This is a genomic window from Vitreimonas sp. (assembly GCF_035627415.1).
Lineage (GTDB): Bacteria > Pseudomonadota > Alphaproteobacteria > Caulobacterales > Aquidulcibacteraceae > Vitreimonas.
The window spans coordinates 1-12,874 of the sequence record NZ_DASPLU010000006.1 but is presented as its reverse complement, the minus strand read 5'-3'; the positions used below and the strand labels follow the sequence as shown (position 1 = coordinate 12,874).

Annotated in this window: 9 protein-coding genes, 1 pseudogene and 2 riboswitches; of the genes and pseudogenes, 9 read left to right on the top strand and 1 reads right to left on the bottom strand. The window is 64.4% G+C overall.

Going from position 1 to position 12,874, the window contains the following annotated elements; all coding sequences use genetic code 11:
* Positions 1 to 121 precede the first annotated feature (121 nt).
* The gene (locus VEA80_RS03165) at positions 122 to 1,114 is read right to left on the bottom strand and encodes a polyprenyl synthetase family protein (RefSeq protein ID WP_325059242.1); all 993 of its coding nucleotides are present in this window, start codon (positions 1,112 to 1,114) and stop codon (positions 122 to 124) included.
* 128 nt (positions 1,115 to 1,242) lie between these two features.
* On the opposite strand from VEA80_RS03165, the gene VEA80_RS03160 reads away from it, so the two are divergent.
* The 9 genes and pseudogenes from VEA80_RS03160 to VEA80_RS03120 form a co-directional block, all read left to right on the top strand.
* Entirely contained in the window at positions 1,243 to 1,992 is a 750-nt protein-coding gene (locus VEA80_RS03160) for a tRNA1(Val) (adenine(37)-N6)-methyltransferase (protein WP_325059241.1), read from the top strand.
* Positions 1,993 to 2,067: 75 nt separating this feature from the next.
* Positions 2,068 to 2,158, top strand: a riboswitch (glycine riboswitch).
* A riboswitch (glycine riboswitch) is annotated at positions 2,159 to 2,258 on the top strand.
* Positions 2,259 to 2,299: 41 nt separating this feature from the next.
* The gene (gcvT, locus tag VEA80_RS03155; RefSeq protein WP_325059240.1) at positions 2,300 to 3,466 is read left to right on the top strand and encodes a glycine cleavage system aminomethyltransferase GcvT; all 1,167 of its coding nucleotides are present in this window, start codon (positions 2,300 to 2,302) and stop codon (positions 3,464 to 3,466) included.
* Positions 3,463 to 3,837, top strand: a complete 375-nt coding sequence (gene gcvH, locus VEA80_RS03150; protein ID WP_325059239.1) for a glycine cleavage system protein GcvH — start codon at positions 3,463 to 3,465, stop codon at positions 3,835 to 3,837. Before gcvT ends, gcvH begins: the two co-directional genes overlap by 4 nt.
* Positions 3,837 to 4,343 carry a hypothetical protein gene (locus tag VEA80_RS03145; RefSeq protein ID WP_325059238.1) on the top strand — a complete coding sequence of 169 codons (507 nt, stop codon included), beginning with the start codon at positions 3,837 to 3,839 and terminating at the stop codon, positions 4,341 to 4,343. Before gcvH ends, VEA80_RS03145 begins: the two co-directional genes overlap by 1 nt.
* The gene (gene gcvPA, locus VEA80_RS03140; RefSeq protein ID WP_325059237.1) at positions 4,344 to 5,687 is read left to right on the top strand and encodes an aminomethyl-transferring glycine dehydrogenase subunit GcvPA; all 1,344 of its coding nucleotides are present in this window, start codon (positions 4,344 to 4,346) and stop codon (positions 5,685 to 5,687) included.
* A gap of 208 nt (positions 5,688 to 5,895) precedes the next feature.
* A complete protein-coding gene (gcvPB, locus tag VEA80_RS03135; protein ID WP_325059236.1) occupies positions 5,896 to 7,413 on the top strand; it encodes an aminomethyl-transferring glycine dehydrogenase subunit GcvPB in 1,518 nt (505 codons plus the stop codon).
* An 86-nt stretch (positions 7,414 to 7,499) separates the two neighbouring features.
* Positions 7,500 to 9,644, top strand: a complete 2,145-nt coding sequence (locus VEA80_RS03130) for an FG-GAP-like repeat-containing protein (RefSeq protein ID WP_325059235.1) — start codon at positions 7,500 to 7,502, stop codon at positions 9,642 to 9,644.
* A gap of 80 nt (positions 9,645 to 9,724) precedes the next feature.
* The gene (locus VEA80_RS03125; protein WP_325059234.1) at positions 9,725 to 12,094 is read left to right on the top strand and encodes a PQQ-dependent sugar dehydrogenase; all 2,370 of its coding nucleotides are present in this window, start codon (positions 9,725 to 9,727) and stop codon (positions 12,092 to 12,094) included.
* Between the two features lie 408 nt (positions 12,095 to 12,502).
* A pseudogene (locus tag VEA80_RS03120) lies at positions 12,503 to 12,874 on the top strand (hypothetical protein); the annotation flags it as partial.

Genomic DNA, 12,874 nt, shown 5'->3' with positions numbered 1-12,874 from the left:
CCTGGGTCCCGGATCGCGTTTCGCGCCCGGGATGACGGTTGGTTGTGCCTGCTAGATCGAGTGCAGGAGCGCAGCTGTCGACGCAACTCGCGAACTCCCCCCAATCCCTAATCCACAATCCCTAAAACGCCCGCTCCACCACGAACTCCGGTAGCGCTTCCAGCGCTTCGCAGTAGGCATTTGCCGGCAGCGCCGAAAGCGCGTGCCGCGCCGCATCGGCATGCGCGCGGGCCGCGTCGAGCGTCAGCGCGATCGCATCATGCCGCTTCACCAGCGCCACCGCGCGGTGGAAATCATCATCGGTCCGCTCGCCGCTGACGACGCGGCGCCAGAATGCGCGCTCGCTTTCATCGCCCGCATCGCGCGCGAAGATCACCGGCAGCGTGACCTTGCCTTCGCGGAAATCGTCGCCGGCGTTCTTGCCCATCGCCGCGGCGAGGCCGCCATAATCCAACGCATCGTCCACGAGTTGGAACGCCAGCCCCAGCTCGCGCCCGTACGTCTCCAGAGCCGTCGCCTCTGCGCCTGGCCGCCCGGCCGCAACAGCGCCCGCTTTCGCCGCCGCCGCGAACAGCGCCGCCGTCTTCGCGGCGATGATCTCCATGTAGCGCTCGCGGCTCGTTTCGGCGTCGTTGGCCGCCGCGAGCTGCATCACTTCGCCCTCGGCGATCACGCTCGAGGCGCGGGCCAGAATGTCGAGCACCTGGATGTCGCCGCTCTCGACCATCAGGTTGAAGGAGCGCGCGAACAGAAAATCGCCGACCAGCACGCTGGCCGAATTGCCCCAAACCAGGTTCGCCGCCTTCTTGCCGCGGCGCATCGAGGAGAGATCGACCACGTCGTCGTGCAGCAGCGTGGCGCTGTGAATAAATTCCACCGCCGCCGCCAGCTTCCGCGGCCCGTCGCCGCCGCCGCCCAATAACCGCGCCGCCGCAAGCGTGATCAGCGGCCGGATCCGCTTGCCGCCGGCGTCGATCAGGTGCGCCGCGAGATTCGGGATCACCCCAACGGGGCTCGTCATGTAGTCGTGGATGATGGCGTCGACGGCGGCGAGGTCCTCGGCCAAAAGCGCCGCCAGCCGGTCGACCGCGTGCGGCGCGCCCGGGGCTTGCATGGCTGGTCCGACCGCCGGTCCCAAAGGGCCTCCGCTTGCCTTCATCTGACACTGAAACGATGCTCAGCCGCGCGCAAAGGGTCAAGGTGAGTTCCCGCCCCAGCGCTTAAGGGTCGCATCCGCGGTTTATGGAACAAGAACTTACCGAAGACGCGCTGCTCGGCGGCCGCATCCGCATCCGCCAGCCCAAGCGCGGCTACCGCGTCAACGCCGACACGCTACTGCTGGCGGCGGCCGTCGAAGCAAAACCGGGCATGTGCGTGCTCGAAGCCGGCTGCGGCGTCGGCGCCGCTTTGATTGCAGTTGCGGCACGCAGCGAGAACGCAAAATTTGTCGGACTCGAACGCGATGCGAACATGGCCGCGCTCGCACGCGAAAATCTCGCCATGAACGGGATGTCCACAATTGCGGAAATCGTCACAGGCGATGTGCTTGGACGCGACGCGAATCGACCAAGGCTCAACGGCGTGTACGACGGCGTCTTCTTCAATCCGCCGTTCGACGCGGAAGGCGAGGGCCGCGCGCCGTCCGAGGCGCGCCGCCACGCCTACATCGCCGACGAACCGCTCGAACGCTGGATCGCCGCGCTCGCCGATCGTCTCACCGGCGGCGCGGCGCTGACGCTCATTCATCGCGCGCGCAAGCTGCCGGACATCCTGACCGCGCTGGAGGGGCGCCTTGGCGGTATCGAAATCCTACCTATCCGACCGCGCGCCGAAGAGCCCGCCAAGCGCGTTTTGGTGCGGGCGCGCAAAGGCTCGCGCGCGCCGCTCAAGCTATTGAAAGGCCTCGATCTCCACGACGCCTCCGGCGCCAAGCACACGCCCGAAGCCGAGGCGCTGCTGCGGGGCGAAACGACCCTGACTTGGGCCGATTGACTCTAAAGAGGCGCCGCACCAGTTTCCGCCGCAACGGAGCCGCCCGACGCGAGTCGCGCCCATCCGGCCAGACAAGCGAACCCCGTGGGAGAGCGCGGCGAATAATGCCGCCCCCGAAGGAGCAACCGCCCCGGAAACTCTCAGGGAACCGGACCGCGGGGGGATGAAAACGCTGGATAGAGCCGCGCACCCCCAAAGAACGTTTTAGGGGGAGTGCGGCCGCCGAAGGAGTAAATCTCTCAGGCGCCAGGGACAGCGGGGGCTGCACGCAATGCGAACGCGTGCGCCGCGCAAACCTGGGAATGACATGGCCGAAGCCGGATCACCGATCAAACTGCCGCTCGACGCACTCTGGCGCGCGCGCACCTCGAAGTTCGGCGATTTCGCCGGCTACGACATGCCGCTCCAGTTCGAGGGCCTGATCCCCGAACACAATTGGACGCGCACGCACGCCGGCCTGTTCGACGTCAGCCATATGGGACCATGCTTCTTCGCGCTGCCGAAGGGCCATGGCTTCGAAGGCGAGGACGCGCACAAGAAGGTGGCCTCGCTGATCGAGCGCATCGTGCCGGCGGACATCCAGGGCCTGAAGCCCGGCCAAGTCCGCTACACGATGATCACCAACGACGCGGGCGGCGTGCTCGACGATCTGATGATCGCGCGCCCCGCCGAACCTGGCGCGGCGGGCGATCTCTACATCGTCGTCAACGCCGGCTGTAAGCACGATGACTGGGCGCTGATCGAAGCGACCACCGCCGGCGAAGCCAATCTCGTCCGCGCCGACGATCGCTGCCTGCTCGCGCTGCAAGGCCCGAGCGCACACGTCGTTGCGTCGGAAGTGATCGATCCCGCGCTCGCCGACATGAACTTCATGACGGTGAAGCGCTTCGACACATTCGGCCGCATCACCGTCACCCGCTCGGGCTACACCGGCGAGGACGGCTATGAAATCCTCGTCCGCGCCGAGAACGCGACTGAGCTCGCCGAAGCTCTGCTCTCGCACGCCGAAGTAAAGCCGATCGGCCTCGGCGCGCGCGACAGCTTGCGCCTCGAAGCCGGCCTTTGCCTCTACGGCCACGATCTCGATCCCACCACCTCGCCGATCGAGGCCGATCTCGCTTGGACCATTCAAAAGCGCCGCCGCGAAGCTAAGGATTTCCCTGGCGCCAAGCGCATCCTGCGCGAATACGAGCTCGGCCCCGCGCGTAAACGCGTCGGCATCCGCCCGAACGATCGCGCCCCCGCGCGCGAAGGCGTCGAGATCATGAAGGACGGCAAGCAGATCGGCGTCGTCACCAGCGGCGGCTTCTCGCCCACGCTGAACGGCCCGATCTCCATGGGCTATGTCGAGGCCACCCACGCCGAGCCCGGCCATGTCGTCGACCTGATGATCCGCGGCGTCCCACGCCCCGCCACCATCACGCCGTTGCCGTTCGTTCCGCACAAATACGTTCGCAAGGGGAAAGCCCAATGACTACGCGCTACACCAAAGACCACGAATGGGTGCGAATGGAAGGCGACATCGCCGTCGTCGGCATCAGCACCTACGCCGCCGAGCAATTGGGCGACGTCGTCTACGCCGAGCTTCCCGCCGTCGGCAAAAGCTTCGCCCAAGGCGACGACATGGCTGTCGTCGAAAGCGCAAAAACCGCCTCCGATGTCTACGCCCCGATCTCCGGCGAAGTGGTGGAAGCAAACGCCGAGATCGCCAACGAAAACTGGCAGATCATCAACGACGCCCCGCAGGCCGCCGGCTGGTTCGTGAAACTGAAGCCGAGCGACAAAAGCGAGCTCGACGCGCTGATGGATGAAGCCGCGTACGCCGACTACGTGAAGGGGCTTTGATGCTCATGGCGACCACCGCGCGCGACACTCTTGCAGAGGATGCAGTGCGCGGCTGGCTGCGTGCGCCTTGGGTGAGCTTCGACTATCAATGCGCGATGGTGCGCGCGTTGGGTGTCGAAGTGTCGTTCGATCCCAATCTCATAGACACAATGGGGCCGAAGGGTGCGCTCGTTCCAAGTCTGGCCGCTGTCGCAATGCTGAATGAGGGAAACCTATCGGGCATGGCGTTTGGCGAGTTTGATTTTCCTAGTCCGACAGGCCCGCAACCCTCCTACTTTCGAGAACTCTGGTTTCTCAAAGCATCTGACGAGCGCCCCTGGTTCGACTTTTTGAGCGAGGAAATGGCCTCGGATCCACACGCGAAGGATGAGCCGACCGACCCTCCGATCCGCAGTTGGATGTGGGCTCATCCCAGGCGCGAAGCGCACTGGGTGCGCCTCGTTTGCTATCCCGGCGGCGGCATCAAGATTTCGCAGATTAACAGAATTCAGAACGAGCAAGGCTGAATGAGATACCTCCCCCTCACCGACGTCGACCGCAAACAAATGCTCGACGTCATCGGCGCCAAGCACGTCGACGATCTTTTCGTCGACGTCCCTAAAGGCGCGCTGCTCAAGACCCTCGTCGACTTGCCGACAAAGCAAGGCGAGATCGAAGTCCACCGCCACCTGCAACGCCTGGCGGAAAAGAACACGCCGGCCGGCCGCACCGCTTTCTTCCTCGGCGCCGGCGCTTATCGCCATCACGTGCCGGCGAGCGTCGATCACCTGATCCAGCGCAGCGAATTTCTCACCGCCTACACGCCGTACCAGCCCGAAATCGCGCAAGGCACGTTGCAGGCGCTCTACGAATTTCAATCCCAAGTCGCGCAATTGCTCGACATGGAAGTCGCCAACGCCTCGATGTACGACGGCTCCACCGCCTGCGCCGAAGCGGCAATGATGGCCGCGCGCGTCACCAAGCGGAAAAAGATCGTCTTCTCCGGCGGCGTCCACCCGCACTATGTCGACACCGCCCGCACCGCCTGCGAAGCGCTCGGCCTCGAAATCGTCGCGCTGCCGGCGGCGATCGATGACGAAGCGGCGGTCACGAAAGAACTTGGCGCCGATGTCGCCGCCGTCATCGTCCAATCGCCGAACGTGTTCGGCACCGTCACCGACCTCACCAAGATCGGCGAAGCCGCCCGCGGGCAGGGCGCGCTGATGGTCGCCACGTTCACCGAATGCGTCTCATTCGGCCTGATCGAACCGGCCGGCGCCTACGGCGCCGACATCGTTTGCGGCGAGGGCCAATCGATCGGCAATGCGCTGAATTTCGGCGGTCCGTATGTCGGCCTCTTCGCCGTGAAGGAAAAATACATCCGCCAGATGCCAGGCCGCGTCGCCGGCGAGACGCTCGACGCCGACGGCAAGCGCGGCTTCGTGCTGACGCTCTCCACCCGCGAACAGCACATCCGCCGCGAGAAGGCGACCAGCAACATCTGCACGAATAGCGGCCTCTGCCAGCTCGCCTGGACCATCCACATGACGCTGCTCGGCGAGAAGGGCCTCCGCCAGCTGGCCACGCTCAATCACGAGAGAGCCATCGCGCTTGCCGATGCGCTCGCCGGCGTCAAAGGCGTTGAAGTGCTGACCAAGCGCTTCTTCAACGAAATCGCCGTGAAGCTGACGAAGCCCGCGCAAGAAGTGGTCGACGCGCTCGCCGCACAAGGCGTCATCGCCGGCGTCGCCATGAGCCGCCTAAATCCGAAAGCAGGCATGGAGGATGTGCTCATCACATGCGCCACGGAAATGAACGCGGATGAGGACATTGCCGCCTACGCTAAGGCGCTGCAACGGGTGCTGGCGTGATCACTTTCGCGCTCCGCCCAGCCTCCTCCTCGATGGAGGAGGTGGCCGCGAAGCGGCCGGAGGAGGTGCGCGCGCCAACGGTAAAGAAGGAGCCTCTCGAGGCTCACTCGGCATCACCATTGGCCTCACCTCCTCAGTCAGTCGCTGGCGCGACTGACAGCTCCTCCATCGAGGAGGAGCATTCGCTCCCCTTCAAGGTTTTCGCTCAATGATCACCAACACCACCTCCGGCAATCGCGGCTTGCTGCAAGCTGAGCCGCTGATCTTCGAAACCGGCCACGCCACCGGCACGGGCGTCGATCTGCCCGAGCCGAAGAACACGCCGACGAAGCTCAACGGCCTCACCCGCAAAGCCGCGCTCGATCTGCCCGGCCTCTCCGAGCCGGAGACGATGCGCCACTTCGTGCGCTTAAGCCAAAAGAACTACGCCATCGATCTCGGCCTTTTCCCGCTCGGCTCGTGCACGATGAAGCACAATCCGCGCTTGAACGAACGCGCTGCACGCTTCGAAGGCTTCGCCGATCTCCATCCGCTGCAGCCGACCTCGACAATCCAAGGCGCGCTCGAACTGATGGACGAACTCGCGCACTGGCTCTGCACGCTCACCGGCATGCCCGCGGTCGCGCTGTCGCCGAAAGCCGGCGCGCACGGCGAATTCGCCGGCATGCTCGCGATCAAGGCGGCGCTCGAAGCGAAAGGCGAGGGCCATCGCAAGCGCGTGCTGGTGCCAAGCTCCGCGCACGGCACCAATCCCGCCACCGCCGCCGCCGCTGGTTTTAGCGTCGACGAAATCCCCGCGCGCGACGACGGCCGCGTCCATCTCGACGACGTCAAAGCCAAGCTCGGCCCCGACGTCGCCGCCATCATGATCACCAACCCGAACACGTGCGGTCTGTTCGAGCCGGAGATCAAAAACATCGCCGACGCCATCCACGCGGCGGGCGCGTACTTCTATTGCGACGGCGCCAATTACAACGCCATCGTCGGCAAAGTGCGCCCCGGCGATCTCGGCATCGATGCGATGCACATCAACTTGCACAAAACATTTTCGACGCCCCATGGCGGCGGCGGCCCCGGCGCCGGCCCGACCGTGTTGAGCGCAGCGCTCGCGCCGTTCGCGCCGGTGCCGCACATCGTCATGCGCGGCGACAAGCGCGAGCTGCGCGAACACGCCGAAGGCACGCAAGCCTTCGGCCGCATGTGCGCCTTCCACGGCCAAATGGGCATGTTCACCCGCGCGCTCGCCTACATGCTGAGCCACGGCAGCGATGGCCTGCGCCAAGTCGCGGAGGACGCGGTGCTCAACGCCAATTATCTTCTGGCGCGCCTCAAGCCGCACTTCAGCGCGCCGTTCGGCGAGCGCCCGTGCATGCACGAAGTGCTGCTCGACGACGAAAGCATCAAGCCGAAGGGCGTCGAAACCATCGACATGGCCAAAGCCCTGCTCGACGAAGGCTACCACCCGTTCACGACCTATTTCCCGCTGGTCGTCCACGGCGCCATGCTGATCGAGCCCACCGAAACCGAACCCAAACGCGAACTCGACCGCTTCGCCGACGTGATGATCGCGCTCGCCGAACGCGTGAACGCAGGTGACGTCGCGTTTTTCAAACAAGCGCCAACGCTCACGCCGATGCGGCGTTTGGACGACACGCGCGCCGCACGGCAGCCGAAACTCCGCTGGCGCAGGGGGGATAACACCAGCGCGAAATACGCGGCGGAGTAGGGGCGCGGCGTCGCGGGGCTGTTGGCGTCCAGGCAAGGGGGCTATAAGCCTCTGAGGGTGTGAGCGCCCGCGGGATGAAACAGTCAATGCCTACGATCAGAAGCAGCGCGCCCTTCTCCTTTGACCCTTCATCGTCGGCAGGTGATGACAACTTCCTTGCGCTGCTCGGCAGCGCGGCGACCTACACAGTTACGCAGAACACAAGCACGCAGTGGACGGTCGAGCTTAGCAACGGCGTCGTGGTGACCTTTCGACCCGCAGCCGGGTTCAGCTTCACGCCTGCTGCTGACGCAACGCCGCCGACTGGCCGAGTCGGTTCAATCTCTCTGGCCCTTCCTGGCGGCGACGCACAATTCTCTGGCTTGTCGGTTCTCAATCGCAGCATCGCTGACTTGATAGCTACGCCGACGCTGCTGGTTTCAGGTGTCGATACGTTTGAGGGCGGAGCCGAAGCGGATCTGTTTCATGCCGGCGTCGGCGCGGACGTACTATGGGCCGACTTCACATTCAGCGGTTCGCCAGCAGGCGACGCACTCCATGGCGAGGGCGGTGACGACGAGCTTTATGGCGCCGGCGGCGCTGATTTCCTGTACGGCGACGATGGCGACGATCAGATCGTCGGCTATGCCGACGCCGATGTGATCGATGGCGGCGCCGGCTTCGATTACGTCTCCTACGACACCAATGGAGGCGTCGTCGTTAACCTGATGGTCGGCACGGCGTCCGACGGCGACGTTCTCAGCAATATTGAAGCTGCGGCGGGGACTAACGAAAACGACGAACTCGTTGGCGATGACGGTGATAATCTTCTGTCGGGCAACGGCGGCGATGACGTGCTTCGAGGCATGGGCGGCTCCGACTACTTGTTGGCCGGCGATGGAATTGATTTGCTTGAGGGCGGGGCTGGCGCAGACCACCATTCCGGATCTGGTGTCGGCAAGACGGCAACATATTCAAGCTCCCCTGCGGGCGTGCAAATCGACTTGCTCGCCGATCCCAATCCGGGTGACGGGATATTCGGCGTGGCGCACGGCGGCGATGCGGAAGGCGACACCTTCAGTAACTTTTTCCATAACCTCATTGGTTCGGATTTCGGCGACGAATTGCTCGGTAATGACGCCGATAACGTATTCAGCGCTCAAGGCGGCAACGATCTGCTGAATGGCCGCAACAACGATGACACGTTGGACGGCGGCGTTGGCATCGACAGCTCTCTTTATAGCGTTGCCTCGACATCAGCGACCTGGGTGCGCGATGTGAACGGCGTCTGGACGGTCGCCACTGGCGCCGACGGGACGGACACCCTTACGAACATCGAGATCCTCTCCTTCACCGACCGCGACGTCCAGCTCCAGCAAGCCGCGCAAACGTTCTCCGGCGACGGCACGTCGGACATCCTCTTCCGCCGCGATGACGGCTTGATCGTCGGCTGGGACGTCAGCGGTTCAACGCTCGATTCCGCTTCCATCTTCGCGGTCATCGGCGACGAATGGACCGCGCTCGGGACGGGCGATTTCGACGGCGACGGCAAGGACGACATCGCCTGGCGCCACGATAATGGCGGCGTGTTCACCTGGCATATGAACGACGCCAGCATCGCTAGCGCCGATGCGGTGACCAGCCTCGGCGCCGAATGGTCGCTCCTCTCGATCGCCGATATCGACGGCGATCGCCGCGACGACATGATCTGGCAGAACTCTGGTGGCCTCGTCTTCGCTTGGGAGATGAACGGGCGCGCGATCGAGAACGCGGCCGCGCTGGCCGTACTCGGCGCAGAATGGTCGCTCGCCGGCCACGGCGACTTCAACGGCGACGGCCAGGAGGATTTCATCTGGCGGCGCGACGACGGCCTCTCGGTCATCTGGCAGATGGACGGCGCCGCGATCGAAACCAGCTACGCCACCTCCGCTCAAGCTGGCGCCGAATGGAGCGTCGTCGGCGTCGGCGATACGAACTGCGACGGCTATGACGATCTGATCTGGCAGCGCGACGACGGCCTCATCGTCGCCTGGCTGATGGAGGACGGCGCCCTCGCCAGCTCCGGCATCCTCGCCGCCGTCGCTCCGAACGAATGGAGCGTGGTCGCGATGGGCGATTATAACGGCGACGGCTGCGACGATCTCCTCTTCCAAAGCAGCAACGGCACGGTGTTCGCCTGGATGCTCGACGGCGCGACGATCGAAAGCGCCGGCCCCATCGCCACCATCGGCGACGAGTGGGGCTTCATCTGAACCTGTCCCGGTTCTAATCCGGCGCATCTGTCGGTTGCAGCAGGGTGAGCTATAGTCGCATCGACGATGCGAGGTGGCCCATGCCGACGTTCACCGGAGATCAATCCGCCAACACACTCGCCGGCTCGGCCAGCGCCGACACAATGTCCGGACTCGGCGGCGCCGATACGCTGAACGGCGGCGGCGGCAACGACACGCTCTACGGCCACAGCGCCGGCGCCTCGAGCGCCATCAATGTCAGCGTCTTCGCTAGCGGTTTCGCGCAGCCCGTGGCCGCGGCCTCGACCGCCGCCGATCCGGGATTTCTCTACGTGGTGGAGAAGGCGAGCGGCGTGATCTGGCGCGTGGACGCGTCCTCCGGCTCGCGCACGGCGTTTCTCGACATCCCCAACGCGCAATTCCTGGCCGACGGCGAGCGCGGCGTGCTCGGCCTCGCCCTTCATCCAGACTACGAGAGCAATGGCCGCTTCTTCGTTTGCCTCACCGACGCGCAAGGCGACATTCAGGTGCGCGAATACACGCGCTCCGCCGATCCCGCCGTCGCCAACACGAGCTTTTCCGTCGTCATTGAAATCCCGAAGCAGACCGGATTTTCCAACCACAATGGCGGCTGGATCGGCTTCTCGCCGGAGGACGGCCATCTCTATATCGCCACCGGCGACGGCGGCGGCGGCGGCGATCCCGGCAACCGCGCGCAGAATCTGAATGACCTGCTCGGCAAGATTCTGCGCATTGATGTCGATGCCGATGATTTCCCGACCGACGACGTCCGCAATTACGCAATCCCTGACGACAATCCGTTCGTCGGCGTCGCCGGCGCCGACGAGATCTGGATGTCGGGCGTGCGCAATCCATGGCGCAACGCCTTCGATCCGCGCAATGGCGATTTCTACATCGCCGATGTCGGCCAGGGCGAACGCGAGGAGGTCAATTTCTTCGCCGCCGGCACGGGCGCGGGCGCCAATCTCGGCTGGCGCATCATGGAAGGGTCGCTGCCGTTCAATCCCGGGCCGCCCGGCACGCCGCAGCCCGGCGATCCCGCGCTTACTCTGCCCGTGTTCGAATACGATCACGACCTCGGTATTTCCATCACCGGCGGCGAAGTCTATGTCGGCGCCGCCGCGAGTTTTGTCGGCCAATACGTGTTCGCCGACTTCGGCAGCAATCGGCTCTGGACTTATTCGGCCGAGACCGGCGGCGTGCTGCGCTCACCGCAGCTGACCGGCGCATCGCTGTCGAGCGTCGTCGAGTTCGTCACCGGCGCCGACGGCGCGCTCTACGCCATCGGCATCGGCGGGACGATCTGGCGCATCACCCCCGGCGCAGGTTCGGAAGACGTCGCCGATGTGCTGAACGGCGGCGGCGGCGCCGATCGCCTTGTCGGCCATGCCGGCAATGACGTGCTCGACGGCGGCGTCGGCGCTGATACGGCGACCTATGCAAGCGCTTCGACGGCGGCGTCCTGGGCGCGCACGCCCGACGGCGCATGGATTGTTACGTCCGGCGTCGAAGGCGTCGATACGCTCACGACCGTCGAATTCCTCGATTTCACCGACCGCGACGTGTTCCTCGATCGCGCTGCGCAGACGTTTTCCGGCGACGGCACGTCCGACATGCTCTTCCGCCGCGACGATGGGGTGATCGTCGGCTGGGACGTTGCGGGGACGGCGATCGATTCTGCTTCCGTGTTCGCCGTGGTCGGCGACGAATGGACCGCGCTCGGCGCAGGCGATTTCAACGGCGACAGCAGGGACGACATCGCTTGGCGCCACGACAACGGCGCCGTGCTCACTTGGCATATGAACGGCGCCGCCATCGCCAGCGCCGCCTTCGTCGCGTCAATCGGCGCCGAATGGTCGCTCCTAGCCATCGCCGACCTCGATGGCGATACTAGAGACGACATGATCTGGCGCAGCGAGGCCGGCGCCGTGCTGGCGTGGCGCATGGATGAGCGCGAAATCGAAAGCGCCGCCGTCGTCGCGAGCGTCGGCGACGAATGGGCGCTCGCGGGCGACGGCGATTTCAACGGCGACGGCCAAGCCGATTTCGTCTGGCGCCGCGACGACGGCTACACGCTGATCTGGCAGATGGACCGCGCCGCGATCGAGAGCGCGTACGCGCCATCGGTTCAGGTCGGCGAAGAGTGGAGCGTCGTCGGCGCCGGCGACGCCAACAACGACGGCTACGATGACTTGTTTTGGCGACACGACAATGGCGCCGTCGTGGTGTGGCTGATGCAGAACGGCGCCGTGGCAAGCTCAGGCGTCCTGGGCGCCGCAGATCCCGTGGAATGGCAAGTCATGGCTGTTGGCGATTACAACGGCGACGGCCGCGACGATCTCCTGTTTCAGAACACGTCCGGCACGGTGTTCGCCTGGATGCTGGACGGCGCCTCGATCGAAAGCGCCGGCGCGATCGCTACGATTGGCGACGAGTGGGGCTTTATCTGAGCACGAGCGGTTAGGCCGAGGATGGATCGACTTGCACGGCGCGCCGCACGCGGTTTTGCCCATCAGTGTTGCGCACACGAAACACAAGTGAGAGGTCAGCACAGAAGCGCCGAATTAACATTAACTAGAGATTAACGCGTTATCTCGGTGGTCGTTGGAAATAATTGCTAGGAACGCGGAGAATACGAAGCCGCGTGAAGTTTGCAAATGCACTGATTCAAGTCGAACCATAGTGAAATTTAGACAGATTTGCCCAGAACTGCATAAGTTCTATGCCTGTAATTTGACATCACGAGTTCGTGAGCACTCGAAATCTGTCTGAAAACTGTATCTCCAGTTACGGTTGCTTACCAAAACTTACTGTGAGTAAAAGTTCCCCAAGCGGAATTAACCGTTGGGGGGAAATCCATGGCGTTCCACTTCGTCAACCCGGGCGATTCGATTCAGGCTGCCATCGACGCAGCGGCGCCGGGCGACACCATCCTCATCGGCTCGGGCGTCTACAACGAGAGCTTCACGGTCAATAAGGATCTGACGATCCAGGGTTTCGACACCGGCGGCGGAATGCCGATCATCGAAGGTCCGTTGCTCAGCCAACTCGGCGTGCCGGACGGCACTGCGCTCAACGATTTCTTCGAGGCCAACCACCCCGGCTATTCCGCTTCGACGGGCGTCACCGTCGCCGCCGACGGCGTCACGCTCACCGGCCTCACCATCACCGGCTTCAGCACCGCGCTCCAACTCGGCACGTCCGACGGCGTCGAGATCAGCGGCAACACC

Bases quoted from the DNA above. Each gene is read 5' to 3' on its own strand.
- VEA80_RS03165 (WP_325059242.1), bottom strand. From the start codon at position 1,114: ATGCAAGCCCCGGGCGCGCCGCACGCGGTCGACCGGCTGGCGGCGCTT.
- VEA80_RS03160 (WP_325059241.1), top strand. From the start codon at position 1,243: ATGGAACAAGAACTTACCGAAGACGCGCTGCTCGGCGGCCGCATCCGC.
- gcvT (WP_325059240.1), top strand. From the start codon at position 2,300: ATGGCCGAAGCCGGATCACCGATCAAACTGCCGCTCGACGCACTCTGG.
- gcvH (WP_325059239.1), top strand. From the start codon at position 3,463: ATGACTACGCGCTACACCAAAGACCACGAATGGGTGCGAATGGAAGGC.
- VEA80_RS03145 (WP_325059238.1), top strand. From the start codon at position 3,837: ATGCTCATGGCGACCACCGCGCGCGACACTCTTGCAGAGGATGCAGTG.
- gcvPA (WP_325059237.1), top strand. From the start codon at position 4,344: ATGAGATACCTCCCCCTCACCGACGTCGACCGCAAACAAATGCTCGAC.
- gcvPB (WP_325059236.1), top strand. From the start codon at position 5,896: ATGATCACCAACACCACCTCCGGCAATCGCGGCTTGCTGCAAGCTGAG.
- VEA80_RS03130 (WP_325059235.1), top strand. From the start codon at position 7,500: ATGCCTACGATCAGAAGCAGCGCGCCCTTCTCCTTTGACCCTTCATCG.
- VEA80_RS03125 (WP_325059234.1), top strand. From the start codon at position 9,725: ATGCCGACGTTCACCGGAGATCAATCCGCCAACACACTCGCCGGCTCG.